15 protein-coding genes are annotated in these 18,778 nt (G+C 61.0%); 1 reads left to right on the forward strand and 14 read right to left on the reverse strand.

What is annotated here, in order from left to right; translation table 11 throughout:
* Positions 1–95: 95 nt before the first annotated feature.
* Positions 96–2,471, reverse strand: coding sequence for a DNA polymerase II (locus tag AC57B1_RS28110; protein WP_496419302.1), 2,376 nt, complete (start codon positions 2,469–2,471; stop codon positions 96–98).
* Between the two features lie 239 nt (positions 2,472–2,710).
* On the opposite strand from AC57B1_RS28110, the gene AC57B1_RS28115 reads away from it, so the two are divergent.
* Positions 2,711–3,136: a PRC-barrel domain-containing protein gene (locus tag AC57B1_RS28115; protein ID WP_091807525.1), complete on the forward strand. Its 426-nt coding sequence runs from the start codon at positions 2,711–2,713 to the stop codon at positions 3,134–3,136.
* Positions 3,137–3,330: 194 nt separating this feature from the next.
* On the opposite strand, the gene AC57B1_RS28120 is transcribed toward AC57B1_RS28115, so the two are convergent.
* The 13 genes from AC57B1_RS28120 to AC57B1_RS28180 all read right to left on the reverse strand — a co-directional run bounded on the left by AC57B1_RS28120 (position 3,331) and on the right by AC57B1_RS28180 (position 18,709).
* Entirely contained in the window at positions 3,331–4,341 is a 1,011-nt protein-coding gene (locus AC57B1_RS28120) for a DUF2891 domain-containing protein (protein WP_496419303.1), read from the reverse strand.
* Between the two features lie 10 nt (positions 4,342–4,351).
* The gene (locus AC57B1_RS28125; RefSeq protein ID WP_496419339.1) at positions 4,352–5,302 is read right to left on the reverse strand and encodes a DUF979 domain-containing protein; all 951 of its coding nucleotides are present in this window, start codon (positions 5,300–5,302) and stop codon (positions 4,352–4,354) included.
* Complete coding sequence (locus AC57B1_RS28130) at positions 5,302–5,991, reverse strand: DUF969 domain-containing protein (protein WP_091807531.1); 690 nt, start codon at positions 5,989–5,991, stop codon at positions 5,302–5,304. Before AC57B1_RS28130 ends, AC57B1_RS28125 begins: the two co-directional genes overlap by 1 nt.
* 352 nt (positions 5,992–6,343) lie before the next feature.
* Entirely contained in the window at positions 6,344–7,666 is a 1,323-nt protein-coding gene (locus AC57B1_RS28135) for an NAD(P)/FAD-dependent oxidoreductase (RefSeq protein ID WP_408467971.1), read from the reverse strand.
* Positions 7,666–8,958, reverse strand: a complete 1,293-nt coding sequence (locus tag AC57B1_RS28140; protein WP_496419304.1) for an NAD(P)/FAD-dependent oxidoreductase — start codon at positions 8,956–8,958, stop codon at positions 7,666–7,668. Before AC57B1_RS28140 ends, AC57B1_RS28135 begins: the two co-directional genes overlap by 1 nt.
* Positions 8,959–9,029: 71 nt before the next feature.
* On the reverse strand, positions 9,030–10,598 hold the full coding sequence (locus tag AC57B1_RS28145) for a DUF3138 family protein (protein ID WP_408478929.1): 1,569 nt from the start codon (positions 10,596–10,598) through the stop codon (positions 9,030–9,032).
* Positions 10,599–10,636: 38 nt separating this feature from the next.
* A complete protein-coding gene (locus tag AC57B1_RS28150; RefSeq protein ID WP_095421202.1) occupies positions 10,637–11,548 on the reverse strand; it encodes an ABC transporter permease subunit in 912 nt (303 codons plus the stop codon).
* On the reverse strand, positions 11,545–12,516 hold the full coding sequence (locus AC57B1_RS28155; protein ID WP_408182607.1) for an ABC transporter permease subunit: 972 nt from the start codon (positions 12,514–12,516) through the stop codon (positions 11,545–11,547). The genes AC57B1_RS28150 and AC57B1_RS28155 overlap by 4 nt, the downstream gene beginning before the upstream one ends.
* Positions 12,513–13,676, reverse strand: coding sequence for an ABC transporter ATP-binding protein (locus tag AC57B1_RS28160; protein ID WP_091807543.1), 1,164 nt, complete (start codon positions 13,674–13,676; stop codon positions 12,513–12,515). Before AC57B1_RS28160 ends, AC57B1_RS28155 begins: the two co-directional genes overlap by 4 nt.
* Before the next feature lie 210 nt (positions 13,677–13,886).
* Entirely contained in the window at positions 13,887–15,008 is a 1,122-nt protein-coding gene (locus tag AC57B1_RS28165) for a polyamine ABC transporter substrate-binding protein (protein WP_091807545.1), read from the reverse strand.
* 73 nt (positions 15,009–15,081) lie between these two features.
* Entirely contained in the window at positions 15,082–16,521 is a 1,440-nt protein-coding gene (locus AC57B1_RS28170; RefSeq protein ID WP_496419305.1) for an aspartate aminotransferase family protein, read from the reverse strand.
* Between the two features lie 26 nt (positions 16,522–16,547).
* Complete coding sequence (locus AC57B1_RS28175) at positions 16,548–17,882, reverse strand: glutamine synthetase family protein (protein WP_091807551.1); 1,335 nt, start codon at positions 17,880–17,882, stop codon at positions 16,548–16,550.
* Between the two features lie 32 nt (positions 17,883–17,914).
* Complete coding sequence (locus AC57B1_RS28180) at positions 17,915–18,709, reverse strand: gamma-glutamyl-gamma-aminobutyrate hydrolase family protein (protein WP_408342685.1); 795 nt, start codon at positions 18,707–18,709, stop codon at positions 17,915–17,917.
* Between the last annotated feature and the right edge of the window lie 69 nt (positions 18,710–18,778).

Below are 18,778 nucleotides of genomic sequence, written 5' to 3' on the forward strand. Positions count from 1 at the left end.
GCCCCGAACGCGCGAAAGGCTTCCGGCGCCACGCGTTCGACGGCGGCTTGCGTGACCTTTTGCATTGCGCCGATTCGCCCGATGCTGGCACTGCCTCAGAACAACGCCCTTTGCCCTGACATCAAGGTGGTGAAATCATCACGCAGCAGCGGCAGGATCGCGTCGGCGACAGGCTGCAATTGCCGCGTCAGATAGTGTTCGTAATCGATGGCCGAGCGCAGCGTTTCCAGCGGCTCGGGGCCGGCCACCGTCATCACATAGCTGATCCAGCCGCCGTTCTGGTATTGCAGCGGACGCCCTTGCCGCCGATTGAACTCGTCCGCCACCCGCGCTGCGCGCACATGCGGCGGCACATTGCGCTCATACTCGCCGAGCGGCCGGCGCACGCGCTTGCGATACACGAGCTGATCGTCGAGCTTGCCTTCGAGCGTGTCGCGCACATAGTCGCGCACGTAATCCTGATACGGCTGCTGTGTGAAGATGCGGCGGTAGAGTTCCTGCTGAAACTGTTGTGCGAGAGGCGTCCAGTCCGTGCGGACCGTTTCCAGGCCTTTGTAGACGATGTCCTCGCTGCCGTCCGGCAAAACCGTGAGGCCTGCGTAGCGCTTCTTGCTGCCTTCCTCGGCACCGCGAATGGTCGGCATGAAGAAGCGCCGGTAATGCCGCTCGAATTGCAATTCGAGCGCACTGTCGAGTCCGAAGCGCTGCTGCAGATTCTGCCGCCACCATGCATTGATATGCTCGACTAGCGCGCGGCCGATGCGGCTCGCGTCTTCCTCGCTATGTGCGTGCTTGAGCCAGACGAAGGTCGAATCCGTGTCGCCATAAATGACCTCGTAGCCTTCGCCTTGAATCAGTTCGCGCGTGGCATGCATGATTTCGTGGCCGCGCATGGTGATCGACGAGGCGAGACGCGGATCGAAGAAGCGGCAGCCGGTCGATCCCAATACGCCGTAAAAGGCGTTCATGATGATCTTCAATGCCTGCGAAAGCGGCTTGTTGTTCTCGCGTTTGGCGGTTTCCCGGCCTTGCCAGACCTGCCCAACGATCGACGGCAAGCAATGGCGCGTGCGTGAAAAGCGCGCGCCGAGAAAACCGGGCACGGATTGATCGTCGGCGGGATTCAGCATGCCTTCCACCAGACCAACCGGGTCGATCAGAAACGTGCGGATAATCGACGGATACAGGCTCTTATAGTCCAGCACCAGCACGGAGTCGTAAAGCCCGGGGCGCGAATCCATCACGAAGCCACCGGGGCTCGCGGCTCCAGCCACGTCGCCGAGATTGGGCGCGACATAGCCTTGCCGATGCATGCGCGGCATGTACAGATGTGTGAACGCCGCCACCGATCCGCCGCTGCGATCCGCCGGCAGACCGGTGACGCTCGCGCGCTCCAGCAGGAACGGCAGCAAGTCGGTCTTCGCGAAGATGCGCGTGACGAGCTCGCAGTCCTTGAGGTTGTACTGCGCGAGCGCGGGCTTGTCCTCGTCGAAGCGGCGCTGGATTTCATCCATGCGCTGATACGGATTGTCGATCGACTTGCCTTCGCCGAGCACGGAACGCGCGACATGTTCGAGGCTGAACGAAGGGAAACTCCATGTCGCGGAGCGCAGAGCCTCGATGCCGTCGATAATCAGCCGCCCCGCGGCGCCGGCGAAGAAGTGGTTCTGTTTGAGTCCGTGCTCGCGCCATTCCATGACCGCACCACCGCGGCCGAGCCGCAGCGGTATGCGATATTGTTCGGCGTGCTGCTGCAGCACACGCAGATCGAACTGCACCAGATTCCATCCGATAATCGCATCGGGATCATGCCGATCCAGCCATGCATTCAGTTTTTCCAGCAACTGTGCACGGGTTTCGCAGTATTCGAGGTCGAAGTCGAGCGTGCTCGCGTCGCCATTGGACGGCCCCAGCATATACACCTGGCGCTGTCCGCAACCTTCCAGCGCGATCGAATACAACTCGGCGTGGGCGCTGGTTTCGATGTCGAGCGAAACCAGTTTCAGGGGCGGGCGATAACCGGTGGCCGGCTTGAGTTCGCTGTTCAGAAGCGGGCCGTGATGGTCGCTGCTCCGCGCCTCGCCGCCGAACCACACCGGCGCGGTGATGAAGCGCTCCATCATGTAGCGCTCCGGCGGGAATATGTCGGCTTCGTAGACGTCGACGCCGCCTTGCTTCAGGCGTTTCTCGAAACCCGTCAGTTGCCGGTACTGCGGACAGTAAAGTCCCATGACCGGCCGGTGCTGAAAGTCGCGGAGATCGAGCGGACGCAGATCGAGTGGCGCCTCGCGGCGCAGGATCGTTTCCGCTCGCTCGCGGTGCTCTACGGGAATGAACGCGACCGAAGGTTGAGGACGCAAACGGATGTGACGGGGCCCGCTGTCCGTTGCCAGCCAGAATTCGACTTCCGTGCCGGCGGGCGTATCCCGCCAATGTCGGGTCAAAATGAAACCCTGTTCAAGCTCAGTCAAACTTCCACCTCTAAAGCAGGCGTGATCGCCTTGCACGATTTTACCGCCATGCGCTTCGAGCCGTTGCGTCATTCCCGAGCGTTGCCGAATAGGCTCGACCTACCGCCTGATGTTGGCCGTGTGTGGCCTTCCGCCACGCTGGATGCAGCCGCGCGGCGCAATCTGTATGATCGTGCTGCAGCGATTCCTTCTGGCACAGCGCATGTGCCAGTCAAGTCTTTAAATACGGAGTGAACGATATGACTTTGGGTAAACTTGTTGTTGTGGTCGCAGTAGCTGCAACCAGTCTGAGTGCGCACGCGCAAGTCGCCGGCACGCAGCCGCTGAGCATCACCGTCGAGCAGTCGAATGCGCTGCTGAGCGGCTGGAGTGTGAAGAAGAGCATTCTCGGAAAAACGGTGTACAACGACCAGAACGAGAAGATCGGTACGGTTCGTGATCTGGTGGTGGCGCCAGATGGCTCGCTGTCCGCTGCGATCGTCTCCGCCGGCGGGTTCCTCGGCGTGGCGTCGCACGACGTTGCGGTGCCCATCGCGGCGCTCGATATCCGTCAGGGCAATTTCTATCTGGCCGGTGCCACCAAAGACGCGTTGAAGGCAACTCCCGCGTTCCAGTACAACAAGGTTCAAGCGCCGCCGAAGCCGAAAAAGCTGACGGGCCAGTAATGCAGAAAGCCGGCGTGTTCGCCGGCTGAGCCGCAAGAAGCGGCTCGCGTGTACTCGATCATGAAAAAGCGGCGCTCGCAGTGCGAAACGGTTGATGAGAGAAACCGTTTCGCGCATGCAGCGCCGCTTTCGTTTTTTCAGCGGACGAGGCCGCTAGTGGCAATTGGATTTAACGCCTTGAATCAGGCCTTAAATCAAGCCTCCAACGCGAGCGTCGCGAACGTGCCGAGCCAATGCTCGCCCATATAGTCGCCGGCCACGTGCGGTAATGCGCTTTGCAGGTGGCGCTCGGCAGCATCGAACAGGACCGTACGGCGAATATCGCCTGTGGGCAGTGCGCGCGCCAGCGAGCGTTGGCACCATGCGCGGCTCAGATTCAGTCCGTCGAGGTGAGCGATCTTGCCGTCGCTGCGATCCGTCACGGTGACGGGCTCGAACAGTGTGGCGGGCTTTTTCACGCCGAGGTTCGGCAGAAAGCGGCCGAACCAGTCGACGAATTGCGCGGGCGGCAACACGCGGCGCATGAGCTCCGCTTCCATGAGCGAAGGCGAGAGGAATTCGTCGCCAGCGGGCTCCCATGCCTGACATGCCACGTCGTCGACAAACCAGCGTTCCGCGGTATTCACGACCAGTGCTTCCAGCGATTCACGCGACGTTTGCCGCGCGAAATCCAATGTCAACGCCAATGCGAAGGCCATGTTGAAGTGCGTGCCCACGCGCAGCGGGTAGGTCGCTTTCGGCAAAAACTCCTCGAAGCGTTCGACAAACACCCTGGTAAGCGGCGCAAAAGTTTTCGACCAGCGCGCGGCCTCCGAGAGCTTCAGCGATTCGAGCTGCGCGCTGAGCGCGAGCAACCATGCCCAACCATAAGGCCGCTCGAAACCACGGTTGTGCGGCAGATCGAGATAGGCCATTTCACCGGCCACGTTCTCCGCGGTGAAATGTTCGTCGACCACGGCGACGATGCGCGCCGCTTCCGGCAGATCGGGAAAGCGTTCGAGCAGATGCAGAATCAACCAGTAGCCGTGCACGCACGAATGCCAGTCGTAGCTGCCGTAAAAAATCGGATGCAGCGCGCGCGGACCTTGCACGTCCTGCGGTCCGGCGAGGGAGTGCGTCAGCTTGTTCGGGTATTCGCGCGTGAGGTGGGCGAGTGCGAGATTGGCGAATTTCGATGCGAATTCGCGAGTGAGTTGGGTAGTCATTGGCGCCTCCTCAAAAGCGGAATACGAACAGATATAACAGTATGGTGTTGGCGATCAACAATAGCAAAGCGGTCGGCCACTGCGCCTTGATCACGCCGTTCTGATCTTTCAGCTCCAGCAGCGCTGCTGGCACGATATTGAAGTTGGCCGCCATTGGGGTCATCAAAGTGCCGCAAAAGCCGCACAGCATGCCGATCGCACCCAGAATGGCGGGGTTGCCGTGGAATTGATGCACGATCAGTGGCAAGCCGATACCTGCCGTCATGACGGGAAACGCGGCGAATGCGTTGCCCATGATCATCGTGAAGATCGCCATGCCGAACGTGTAAGCCGCCACCACCGCGAAGGCGGAGTCGAGCGGAATCCACGTTTTTACCAGATCCGACACCACGTGGCCCACGCCCGCGACGGCGAACAGCGCGCCGAGGGCCGCCAGCATCTGCGGCAGAATGGCGGCCCAGCCGACGGTATCCATGGTGTGCCGCGCGTCTTTCAAAGCGTGCACCGGCGAGTCGCGCAACATGAAGAGCGCCGCGCCGAACGCAACCAGCGTGCCCAATACGAGCGAAATTAACGTGACGTTCTTCGCTTCGACGAACGGCGCGTGTTTCAGCGTCAAGGTGCCAAGCAACGTGATGAACGGAATCAGCAGCGCCGGAATGAACAGCTTGTTGCCGAAGCGTTGCGCATTCGCTTCGCGGCGCGCGGCGGCGGCTTCGGTACTGTTGTCCGTCTTGCCTTTGCCGAGCTTGCCGGAGCCGGCGATCACGGCGAGTGCGATGGCGAGGCAGCCTGTTACGAAGTGCGGCAGTTCTCCGCCGAACATGAACGTGAGCGCGTAGATTCCCCAGAACAGAAAATTGGCAATGCGGCGTGGATTCGAACGGTCTTGCAGATTGAAGAGGGCGAACGCGGCGAACATCAAACCGGCCAGCACGTAGAGCGATTCGAGTTTGATCATCATCGCGCGATACCTCGGCCGTACGCGGTCATCTTATGCGAGAGATTACGGTCCAGCAGGATCAGGCGCACGACATGGATCACGAGTGCCGCGACGGCCGTTGGAATCGCCCAAACTGACACTTGCAGCGGTTCCACCGAGATGCCGTTCTGTTCGAGGAAGCCCTTGATCAGCAGGATGGACTGGATCGCAATGAAAATGTCTTCGCCGAAAAACACGGCGATGTTGTCCACCGCCGATGCATTCGCGCGGATCTGCTGGCGTACCGCATCGGGTAAGTCGCCGTAGCGGTTCGCGGCGGCGGCCTCGGCCATCGGCGCGATGAGCGGACGCACCATCTGCGCGTGCCCACCCAGGGACGTCAGACCGAGTGCGGCGGTGATCTGGCGGATCACGAAGTACAGCATCAGCACGCGGCCGGTGGTGGCGGCGTGCAGACGTGAAATCAGGTGTTTGGCCTGCTCTTTCAGGCCGTTGCGCTCCAACAGTGCGATGACCGGTAGCGTCAGCCAGATCAGGCCCATATAGCGGTTATCCGCGAATGCCTTACCGAATGCGCTGACGATCTCGACCGGCTGCAAGCCGCCGGCGACGCCCGTGGCGATTCCCGCGATCGTCACGACCAATAGCGCATTGAAGCGCAATGCGAAGCCGAGTACGACGATCGGCACGCCGATTAAAACCCACATGCTGTTCTCCTTGCTGCTTCGCTGGTGTGTCGTTGTTGTGTGCTGCTGGAGGCGTTGCCTGGTGCTGGCGAGGGCGGTTGCACGCAAGCGCTGACAGGTTGCGCCGGGTTGCTATGCCTCGTGGGCGAAGAAATCTAACACGATAATTTATCGATAAATAGTCGACGAATTGCGTGATTAGGGTAAACGCCTGGGGAGGGTGGGTGTTCGGGCAGAGGGAACGAGAGAGGCGGATCTGGCGTCACGCGCCGCGAACGTGGCGCGCCATGGGTGCCGAAAGCGCGAATACCGCAGAGACAGCTAAGACGGCACAGCGGCGCTTGCGCTGTGCCGTTTCAAGAAGTGACGACGACTAGAACAACTCGAGAATCCGGTGATACATCATCCCGAGTTCGAGCGCCGGCCCGCGCAACGCCGGGCCGCCTGGAAAGCGCGCATGGCGCAACTGCGCGAACAGATCGAAGGCAGCGGTCTCACCCGCCATTGCCTGGGCCACCACGCGCCCGGCAATGCCGGTCAACGCGACGCCGTGCCCGGAAAACCCCTGCACGTAAAAGTAATTCGGATCGATCGAGCCGAAATCGGGCGCGCGATTTCGCGTCACATCGACAAAACCGCCCCACGCATAGTCGATTTTCACATCGGCGAGTTGCGGGAACACGGCGATCATGCGTTGGCGAATCTCTTCACCGAGTTGCACGGGCGACGCTCCGGTCGAACTCGCCCGTCCGCCGAACAGCACGCGATGGTCCGCCGACAAGCGGAAATAGTCGAGAAAGAAGTTGTTGTCGCAAATCGCCTCGCGTCCTTTGATCAATGCATCCGCGCGCTCCTTGCCGAGCGATTCGGTGGCGACGATATACGACGCGATCGGTGCGATGCGCGCGGCGATCGGCGCAGGCAGCACGTTGCCGAGCGTGGCGTTGCCACATGCCGCGACGAAGCGGCAGCGCACTTCGCCGCGAGCGGTGCGCACGACCGGCCGCGCACCGCGCACGACCTCGATGACCGGCGAATGCGCGAACAATTGCGCGCCTTCGCGGCGCGCCGCATCGGCGAGACCGAGACAGTACTTGAGCGGATGCAGATGACCGGAGAACGGATCGTACACACCGGCCAGATAGCGTCGCGACGCGACCCGCGAACGGACTTCGTCGGTATCGAGCCACGAGAGTTTCGTATAACCCCAGCGTTGCGAAGCCGACTCCATCCACGAACGCAGATCGGGCACGCGTTTCGGTTTGGTTGCGACAGTCAGATAGCCGGACGTGAAATCGCAGTCGATGCCGTAGCGCTCGATGCGCTCTCGCACGAGCGCCACGCCTTCCACCGACATCGCCCACGCGGCGCGCGCGCCTTCCAGACCGAGTTGGCGCTCCATGATCTCGTCTTTCGCGAAACCCACCAGCGTCTGCCCGCCGTTGCGCCCCGACGCGCCCCAGCCGGGACGGTGCGCATCGAGCACGACCACCGACAGGCCGCGCGCGCGACACTCCAGCGCTACCGATAAACCGGAGAAGCCCGCGCCGATCACGCACACGTCGGCTTCGAGCGTGCCGTCGAGCGTGGGGTCGTCGGTCAGCGGGCGGGTGGCGCTCGCTTCGTAATAGGAGTTGGCGATCAACGCGTCGGCGCGCAGGTCGAGTGTGTTGAAGCCGGGCGTCGGGGCATTCATCAAAGCAGGTCCTTCATTCGATACCAGGCCATGGCGAGTACGAGGGCAGGGGTGCGCAGTGTAGCGCCGCCAGGAAAGTCGCGGTGACGAATCTTGCCGAACAGATCGAAGCGCGACGCCTGACCGTCGATCGCTTCGGCGATCAGCTTACCCGCGAGGCCGGTAGTATTCACGCCGTGCCCCGAGAAGCCCTGCGCGAAATAGAGGGTGGGCGAAAGCCGGCCGAAATGTGGCGCGCGATTCATGGTGATGTCGACGAAACCACCCCACGCATAGTCGATTTTGACATCGTCGAGTTGCGGGAAGGTTTTGAGCATATCGCGGCGCATCGCTTCGCCGAGGTTACGCGGCGCGAACGTCGAATAGCTCACCTTGCCGCCCCACAGCAAGCGGTTATCGGGCGCGGGCCGGAAGTAGTCGAGTACGAAGCGGCTGTCGCACACGGCGGCTTTGGCGGGCATCAGCGCTTCGGCGCGATCGGGGTCGAGCGGTTCGGTGGCGATCACGTAAGTGCCGACCGGCATGATCTTGTTGGCCACCTCCGGCGCGAGCTTGCCGAGATAGGTATTGCAGGCAAGCACGACGAAGCGCGCGCGCACTTCGCCGCGCTCGGTTTGCGCGACATGTCGGCCGTTTTCTTCACGCAAGGCCGTAACGCAACTGTCTTCATAAATCTGCACGCCGGCCTCGCGTGCCGCGCGCGCCAGACCCAACGTGTAATTCAAAGGATGCAGGTGGCCGCTATCCGCGTCGAAGAGGCCGCCGAGGTAGCGTTGCGACTGAACATAGTTGCCCACGCCGTCGGCGTCGACATAACTGAAGCGTTCGTAGCCGAAGCGCCGCTGCGCTTCGTCGCGCCATTTCTGCAACGCATCGGTGTCGCGCGGTTTATTGGCGGCGGTCAGATAACCAATGGTCAGATCGCAATCGATCCGATGCTTCGCGACCCGTTCCCTGACGATGTCGAGGGTTTCGATCCCCATGTCCCAAACGCGCTTCACGTCGTCCGCGGGCATGTACTTCGCGAACGTATCGATATCGCACGCAAAGCCGCCGATCAACTGGCCACCATTGCGGCCGCTCGCCGCCCATCCGACTTTCGATGCTTCGAGCACCGCGACCGAATGGCCGCGCTCGGCGAGATTCAACGCGGTGGAGATGCCGGTGAGGCCGGCGCCGATCACGCAAACATCGACGTTGATCGTTTCTTCGAGTGCGGGATGGCGGGTGGTGTCGTTGGCAGTGGCAGCGTAATACGAGGCGACGTGAGGCTGGTTCGAGAATCGGAGCATAGGCAGAGCATGCGCAAAGTGCCTGTGCGCGTGGCCTTTCCTGCAGCAAGGCCACGCGCCGGCAGGGCGGATTAGAACGAGTAGATGAACTGTGTCGCGAGCAGGTCGTTGGACTTGCCATACGAACCGTCGTTCTTCAGGAACACCTGTTTGTTGGCCCAGTCGTGGCGGTATTCCACCTTGACCGTGATCTGCTGGGTCGGATAGAACAGCAGGTCGAGCGAAACGTCCTGGCGGGTCGCGCCCTTGCATTCGAAGCCAAGGCCGCCGTTCGCCTGCGAATTGGCAAGACAGTCCGCGCCGATACCAAAGCCGTTCGCCGTGTCCATGCCGTTGCCGTTCAACGCGATGCCACCGCCGCCGCCGCCGTTCTTGCTGTCGACCAGCAGGTCATAGCGCACGGTCGCGCCCATGCGGCCCACCACCGGCAGATTGAACTTGCGGTGCGCGAGCAGCGAGAGGCCATACCATTGTGCCTGGCCGCCGTTGTACGCGGCGTTTTGCTGCTGACCGTAGTCGATCTCCGCGTTGTACTGCACGTCGGCGAGCGTGTAGGTCAGGTCGGCTTCGGTGAAGAAGAACGTGCCGCCCGAACTCGGCGCCTGGCCGCCTACGCCGTAGTGGACCGCGCCGGTATCGTCGATCGAGCTAGGCAAGGTCTGACGCCCGATATTGAACGACCCGCCGATATCCAGCGCGCTCGACCACGTGTAGTCGGTACGCGCGGTGAAAGTCGGGATCTTGTTGCTGGTCGTGATCGGATCGCCCAGCGCGTTGGTGCCGATCTGCGTCGTCGCGCCATACGTGCGGTACTGCTCGTTGCCGAGGAAGAACTTCCATGCCCAGTTGCCGGCCGTGTAGTTCGCCCCGATCCCGACGTAGCTGCCCGGATCCGAGAAGTCGTACAGCAGGTTGTGCGTGAGCGTGAGCATCTGATTCGACTGCTGCACTTCATAGCCGCCGAAGCTCGGAATCAAACCGGCCACGAGTGTCGTGCTCGCCGTCAGCGGCACGTTGACCACCGCCGTGTTCAGGATGTTGTTGCCGATATCGCCGTGCGAATTCTGCAGCAGCGTAATGCCGTTGCCGCGATTCGGCATCAGCGTGATTTCCGCCGACGGCGCCATCGGGCCGACACCGAAGGTCTTCTTGATGTCGAGGTACAGATCGCCGAACGTGCTGTTGAAGTAGTTGTAGCTGCTTTCGTGGTTGGCGAACAGGAACGACGAACTGCTCTGCGCACGGTTATAAATGTAGGTCGGGTCGATATAGCCCGTCACCGACAGACCGGCGATCGGCCCGGTCTGCGCGGCATCTTCGAGCGAATCGACCTTCAACTGCTGGTTGGCGATCTGCTGCTTCATCGCCGTCACGTCGTCGTTGGTGAGCGTCGCCTGAGCCTTGCCGTAATCCGGCGACGAGATATCCACCGGCGCGGCCACCACCGCCGGGGCAGGGGCCGCGGTCGCCGCCGTGGCTGCCTTCGGTTTGGTGGCGACTTCAGCGCGCAACTGTTTGACCTCCTTTTGCAGTGCATTCAGTTGAGCCTGAAGCGCCTTGATCTGGTCGCTGGTGGCATCCGCCATGGCAATGCCAGGCAGACTCCCCGCCACCAACAGACAGATGAGTTTCTTTCTCATTCAAATTCTCCTTATTGGTCGTACTGCAAAATCACTGCTTATGCACGTGCCGTATCGAGCGACTTCCGTACGGCGGCTTGTTGTGGAGCGGAGGGCAAGGGATCGGCGGCTTCGGCGAGGGCGAAAGCCATTTGCATGTCGCGGTTGCGTTTGCGCTCGCGCAACTGCATCCAGCGGTTCACGGCAATCACGCCGATTGTCACGGTGGTGATAAAGATCGTGGCGAGCGCATTCATTTCCGGATTCAGGCCGAGACGCACACGCGAGAACACGACGAGCGGCAGCGTGGTCGAGCCGGGACCAGACAGGAACGCGGAGAGCACGAGGTCGTCGAAAGAAAGCGTGAACGACAGCAGCCAGCCCGACATCAGCGCCTGCGAGATGAGCGGCAGGGTAATCAGGAAGAACACCTTGAAAGGCGTGGCGCCGAGGTCGAGCGCGGCTTCTTCGAGCGACTTGTTGAGCTCTTTCACACGCGATTGCACGATGATCGCCACATACGACACGCACAGCATGACGTGGCCGATCCAGATCGTGAAGAGTCCGCGGCCCTTCGGCCAACCGAGCATCTGTTCGAGCGCGACGAACAGCAACAGCAGCGAGATACCCTGAATCACTTCCGGAATCACGAGCGGCGCGTTGATCATGCCGGCGAACAGCGTGAAGCCGCGAAAGCGTCCGAAGCGCGCGAGCACGAAACCGGCCCATGTGCCGATCACAACGGAGGCGCACGCGGTCAACAGACCGATCTTCAGCGAAAGCCATGCGGCATTCAGCAGTTCGCCGTCGTGCAACAGCGCGCCGTACCATTTGAGCGAGAAGCCGGACCACACCGTGACGAGCTTCGATTCGTTAAACGAATACACCACCAGGCTGATGATCGGAATGTAAAGAAACAGAAATCCGAAAGTCAGTACGCTATTGGACAGCGTCTTATTAGGCTTGATCATTTCGCGCCCTCCAGTTCCTTGACCTGGTAGTACTGGAACACGGCCATCGGCACGAGCAGCAGTAGAACCATGGCGACGGTGACGGCGGATGCCATCGGCCAGTCCATATCGTTGAAGAATTCATCCCACATCACGCGGCCGATCATCAGCGTGTCGGCGCCACCGAGAAGTTCCGGAATCACGTATTCGCCGACCGCCGGAATGAACACCAGCAGACTGCCGGCGATAATGCCGTTCTTCGACAGCGGCAAGGTGATGCGCGTGAAGGCCGTCCATGGCTTGCAACCGAGGTCGTAAGCCGCTTCGAGCAGCGTCAGATCCATCTTCACAAGGTGCGCATACAGCGGCATCACCATGAAAGGCAGGTACGAATAGACCATGCCGATATAAACGCCAATATCCGTGTGGTAGAGGCGCAACGGCGAATGAATCATGCCGATCGCCATTAGCGTGTGATTGAGCAGGCCGTCGTCTTTCAGAATGCCGATCCATGCGTAGACGCGAATCAGGAACGAGGTCCAGAAAGGCAGCATCACACCCATCATCAGCAGGTTGCGCTTGGTGGGTTCAGAGCGGGCGATGTAGTACGCAATCGGATAGCCGATCAGCAGGCAGAAGAAGGTCGAGACCGCGGCCATCTTCAGCGAGCTGATATACGTCGCGACATACAGATCGTCTTGCAGCAGGAACGCGTAGTGACTGAGCTGCATGGCGAAATGCACCATGCCGTCCTTGACCGTCACGAGATCCGTGTATGGCGGAATGCCCAGACGCAGATCGGCGAAACTGATCTTCAGCACCAGCACGAACGGCAACGCGAAGAACACCGTGAGCCAGAGGAACGGCACGCCGATCACGGTCGTGCGGCCCGACGGAACCAGCGTCGACAGGCGTTTTTTCAGCGAGCCGAGCAAACGGCTGCCGGACGGCGCACCGAGCGCCGCGGGGGAGGTAGTGGGATTGCTCATTGCGTCAGCACCACGCCGCTAGCCGGCGACCAGTAGACGAACACGTCGTCGTTATAGGAGGGCGCACCTTCGGCCATCAGATGCGAGCTGGAGAGATTCGACACGACGGTCTTGCCGCTCGGCAGACGCACGTGATACAGCGAATAGCTGCCCATGTACGCGACGTCCGAGACCACGCCGCGCGCCCAGTTGTGCGGAGTGGACGGTTTGTCGAGCGAGACCTTGATGCGTTCCGGACGCACGGAGATTCCGACTGGCATGCCGAGCGGCCCGGTAATGCCGTGGCTCACATAAATGCGCGATTCGAGGTCTTCGCTTTCCACAAAGATGTGGTCTGGCTCATCCGCGACCACCGTGCCTTCGAACAGGTTGGTCGAGCCGATGAATTCGGCGGAGAAGCGGCTATTCGGAAACTCGTAGACCTGGCTCGGCGAGCCGATCTGCACGATGCGGCCTTCGCTCATCACGGCGAGGCGTCCGGCCATGGTCATCGCTTCTTCCTGATCGTGCGTGACCATCACGCAGGTCACGTCGACCTTTTCGATAATGTTCACGAGTTCGAGCTGGGTCTTCTGACGGATCTTTTTATCGAGCGCCGACATCGGCTCGTCGAGCAGCAGCAGCTTGGGGCGCTTCACGAGCGAACGGGCGAGCGCCACACGCTGCTGCTGGCCGCCTGACAGTTGATGCGGCTTGCGTTGCGCGTACTTGCTCATCTGCACGAGATTGAGCGCATCGGCCACGCGTTCCCTGATTTCGTTTTTCGGCGTGCCTTCCTGCTTCAGACCGAAGGCGATGTTCGCCTCGACGCTCATGTGCGGGAAGAGGGCGTACGACTGGAACATCATGTTGACCGGGCGCTTGTACGGCGGCATCGCGGCGAGATCTTCGCCGTCGACGAAAATGCGCCCGGACGTGACCGTCTCGAGCCCCGCGAGCATGCGCAGGAGCGTGGACTTGCCGCAGCCGGAGCTGCCGAGCAGCGCGAACAACTCGTTCTTGGCGATGCTCAGGTTGACATTGTCGACAGCGGTGCTGTCGCCGAATTTCTTCACGACATTTTCGATGCGAACGAATTCGTCCGATTTCGATTTTGCCGTCGCTGCGGGGCGGGCCATCTGGGTGGCGCCGGCGGCGCTATTTAAGGTCGTCGAGTTCATGATGTAACCATTCCTTGCGGATCGCGGGCGCAAGTGTCTCCATACGAGGCGCGGGAAGCGTCTCGCAACGTGCGCTGCGATCGGAAAACATGGGACTGCGCGTAGGTGGGACACTAAAATCGCGCAGGCTGACTACGGTTACTGCTATTCATGCGCTCAGGGTTCGAGCGATCCCTGAGCGCGGGATCTATGCTTGATATCGTCGCCTGATTAATGGCCGGTTTTGAGCTGTGCCCAAAGACGGTTTTCAAGGCGCAGAATGTCGGTCGGCATCGGCTTCATCAGCGTCATCTTGCTCAACACTTCATCGCCCGGATAAACGGTCTTGTCCTGTGCGACAGCCGGCGTCACGAACTGGCGCGCGGCCTTGTTCGCGGTCGGATAGAACACTTCATTGGTGATCGCGGCGTTGACCTTCGGGTCCGAGATGTAGTTGATCCATTTCAACGCGGCTTCAGGATGCGGTGCGTCTTTCGGGATCACCATCACGTCGAACCACAGCAGACCGCCTTCCTTCACGTTCGAGAACTTGATCTGGTACGAACGCTTGGCTTCTTCGGTACGGCGGCTGGCAATGCCGACGTCGCCAGACCAGCCCAGCACCACGCACACGTCGTTATTGGCGAGGTCGTTGATGTAGCCAGACGAGTTGAATTGGGTGATATACGGGCGAATCTTCTTCAGCACTTCGAATGCGGCCTGATAGTCGGCGGGATTCGTGCTGTTCGGATCCTTGTGCATGTATTGCAGCGTGGCGGCGAAGACATCGACGGCCTGGTCGAGAATCGACACACCGCAGCCTTTCAGCTTGGAAATATTGGCCGGATCGAACACGAGGGCCCAGCTATCCACCGGCGCATTGGCGCCGAGCGCTTTCTGCACGGCCTGCACGTTGTAACCGATGCCGTCCGTACCGTATGCCCAAGGCACGCCGTACTGGTTGCCCGGGTCCGCGTCGGCAATCATCTTCATCAGCACGGGGTCAAGATTGGCGAGGTTCGGCAACTTTGACTTGTCGAGCTTCTGGTACACGCCGGCCTGAATCTGCTTGGCCATGTAGTTCGACGTCGGCACCACGATGTCGTAGCCGGAACTGCCCGCGAGCAGCTTGGCCTGCAAGGTGTCGTCGCTATCGTAGTTGTCGTATTTGACCTTGATGCCGTCCTGCTTCTCGAAGTTCGGAATCGTGTCCTTCGCGATGTAGTCCGACCAGTTATACACATTCAGTTCCGTGTCGGCCGCAAGGGCCGGCGTCACCGACAGCGCCGCAAAACCGGTGAAGGCGAGAAGCGCGGCCCCCGCGACCGCATGACGAAGATGACTAACGCTCATGGTTTTTTCCCTTGATGTGAAGAACCGGCATGAGCGTGATGTGTGGGTGTGCCCATGCCGGAACGGACTGCCGTTACGAAATGCCGAGTTGTTGTGCCGTTGCGTCGATGGCTTTTTTGGCCTTCGAGACGATTTCGTCGATTTCGAGCTTGTTGATGACCAGCGGTGGCGACAGCAGCATGCGGTCGCCGGTTGCGCGCATGATCAGATTGCCGTTAAAGCAGAAGTCGCGGCAGATCGTGCCGACATCACCGCCATTGGTGAAACGCTTGCGTGCTTTCGGGGCTTCTGCGAGTTGCAGGCCGGCCACCAGACCCGCACCGGAGATTTCGCCGATGATCGGATGGTTGGCGAACGTGTCGCGCAGCTTCTGCTGAAAGTACGGACCGGTGTCGGTCTTGACGCGTTCGACGATCTTCTCGTCGCGTAGCAGCTTGAGGTTCGCGACCGCGACGGCGGCGGCGACCGGATGACCCGAGTATGTGAGACCATGGTTGAAGTCGCCGTTTTCGATGATCGCCTTCGCAACGCGGTCATGCAGGCCGACCGCGCCCATCGGCACGTAGCCGCTCGTCAAGCCCTTTGCCATCGTGATCAGATCCGGCTCGAAGCCGAAGTGCTGATGTGCGAACCATTCGCCGGTGCGGCCGAAACCGCCGATCACTTCATCGGCGACGAGCAGAATGTCGTACTTGCGGCAGATGCGCTGGATTTCCGGCCAGTAGGTCGATGCCGGGAAGATCACGCCGCCCGCTCCCTGGAAAGGCTCACCAATGAAAGCGGCTACATTGTCCGCGCCGATTTCGAGAATCTTCGCTTCCAGTTGCTGCGCGCGAGCCAGTGCGAATTCTTCCGGCGTCAGGTTGCCTTCTGCTTCGCCGAAGAAGTACGGCTGGTCGATATGCACGATGTTCTCGACTTTCGAGGGCATCTGTTCGTGCATATAGCCCATGCCGCCGAGCGTGCCGCCCGCGATCGTCGACCCGTGATAACCGTTCTTGCGCGAGATCACGAATTTCTTCGAATGCTTGCCTTGCGTCGCCCAGTAGTGGTGGACGATACGCAGCACCGTGTCGTTGCCTTCCGAACCGCTGTTGCAGTAGAAGAAGTGATTGAACGGTTCCGGCGCGAGCTCCGCGAGCAGGGCCGACAGTTCGATCACCGGTGGGTGCGTCGTCTTGAAGAAGGTGTTGTAGAAGGGCAACTCCAGCATCTGCTTGTACGCGGCGTCGGCCAGTTCCTTGCGGCCATAACCGACGTTCACGCACCACAGCCCGGCCATGCCGTCGATCACCTTGTTGCCGTCCGAGTCCCACAAGTACACGCCTTGCGCTTTGACGATCACGCGGCTGCCGGTGCGATTGAGCGCACCCATATCGGAAAACGGGTGAATGTGGTGCGCGGCGTCGAGCGCGCGATATTCTGCGGTGGTGCGTTGCTGTTGCGCGGCTTGTGCGTTCGCGGCAGGCTGCGCCGGTTGCACGTAAGCGACTTCTTCTGTTCTGTAGCTCATACTGCCTCCAATTTTTTGCGTTTGCCTTACACGTGCAGCAGCAAATGCCGGCGTTCCCACGAACTGATCACGCGGAAGAACGCTTCGTATTCGGTTTCTTTCAGGGCGAGGTACGCTTTGACGAATTTTTCGCCGAGTACTTCGGCGATCGGCTCGCAGGCGCCCATCAAAGTCAGGCCCTCTTCGAGATTGCGCGGCAGCTGGTACGGCAATTCATACCCGTCGCTGAGCAGCGGCTCGGTGGCTTCGAGGTTCTGCGTCATGCCGAGATAGCCGGCCGCGAGCGTCGCTGCAATCGCGAGATAGGGGTTACAGTCCACGCCCGGAATGCGGTTTTCGATGCGGCGCGCGGCCGGCCCCGAATGCGGAATCCGGAAACCCACTGTGCGATTGTCGTAGCCCCATGCCACGTTGATCGGCGCGGCCATGAAGCGCGACAGACGACGATACGAGTTGATATACGGCGCGAAAATCGGCATCAACGCGGGCGTGTACTTCTGCAAACCGGCGATATAGCTCGTGAACAGCGAGGTCGGCTTGCCGTCCGCGCCGGTGAAGAGATTGTGGCCGGTCTCTTCGTCGACGAGACTTTGATGCATGTGCATTGCCGAGCCCGGTTCGCCTTCCATCGGCTTGGCCATGAACGTCGCGTACATCTTGTGGCGCAGTGCGGCTTCACGCACCGTGCGCTTGAACAGGAATACGCTGTCGGCGAGCTTGAGCGGATCTCCGTGCATGAAGTTGATTTCCATCTGCGCGGCGCCGACTTCGTGAATCAGCGTGTCGACTTCCAGTTCCTGCACCTCGCAGTACTCGTAGATGTCTTCGAAAAGCGGATCGAATTCGTTGACCGCTTCGATCGAATACGCCTGACGGCCGGTTTCCGGGCGCCCGGTACGGCCGATAGGCGGTTGCAGCGGCAGGTCCGGATCCTTGTTCATGTCGACCAGGTAGAACTCCAGCTCGGGCGCGATGACCGGCTTCCAGCCTTTGGCTTTGTAGAGTTCGAGCACGCGGCGCAGTACGCGGCGCGGCGAGATCGCGACCGGCGTGCCGTCGAAGTGAACGCAATCGTGAATCACCTGGGCAGTCGGATCGACGGCCCACGGAATCATGCGGATGGTGCTGGGGTCGGGCACGCAAACCATGTCCGGATCGGTGACGCCGGTGAGCGTGCCGTCTTCCGGATAGTCCCCTGTGACGGTCTGGATCATCACCGCCTGCGGCAAGCGCATGGACTCGCCGGACTCGAATTTGCTGCGCGGAATGATCTTGCCGCGCGCGATCCCGGCCATATCCGGAATGATCGCTTCGATTTCGGTGACACGGTTCTTCTTCAGAAATTCGTCGATGTCATGCATGATTATTCTCTCTGTTTTGGTGCGCGACCGGCTCAGGCGTGCGTGGCAGCGGCGGATGCCGCGCCATAGCCGGCCTTGGTGCGCATTCGATCGCGGCAGGCGTCGCCGAACGCCCGAAAGATCGCGGTGGAAAGCGCGTCGTTGGCATGCTTCCACTCCGGGTGCCACTGCACACCCAGCGCGAAGGCACGCGCATCTTTCACGCTTACCGCTTCAATCAGGCCGTCCGGCGCGGTGGCTTCGGCCGTGAGGCCCACGCCCAGCCGCTCGACGCCCTGGCCGTGCAATGAATTCACACGCGCTTCATCCGTGCCGCCCGCGAGACGCTGCAACAAGCCGCCCTGCGTCAGCGTGATCGAATGCGACGGTGCGTATTGCACGTCGAGGTCGTCTTCCTTGTTCTCGCGATGGTCGTTCAGGCCATCCACCGCGTGAACGCTTTGATGCAGCGTCCCGCCAAAAACCACGTTCATTTCCTGGAAGCCCCGGCATACGGCCAGTACCGGCACCCCGGCTTCGATCGCCGCACGCATGAGCGGCAACGTCGTCGCATCGCGTGCGGCGTCGTGCAGCGTGCCCGGCGTGCTGGGTTGGCCGCCGTAGCGGTGCGGCTCGACGTTCGAATAGCTGCCGGTAAACAGCAGACCGTCGACGGTCGCCAGCACGTCAGCAGCCGACTGACGCTCGCCGAGCGCCGGTAGCAGCATGGCCAGCGCCTGTGAACCGTCCACGATCGCGGCGATGTATTTCTCGCCGACCACGTGCGACGGGTGGACTCCCATCATCGTTCTGTCGGCGCTGATGCCGACGAGGGGTTTGTTTCGCATAACGAATAGACGTGTGTGTTCCCCGCGGGACGCGGCATGAACAACGTTAAACACTGCGCGGCACGATTC

Source organism: Paraburkholderia sp. BGA-UO-ETr-F21 (assembly GCF_059567925.1).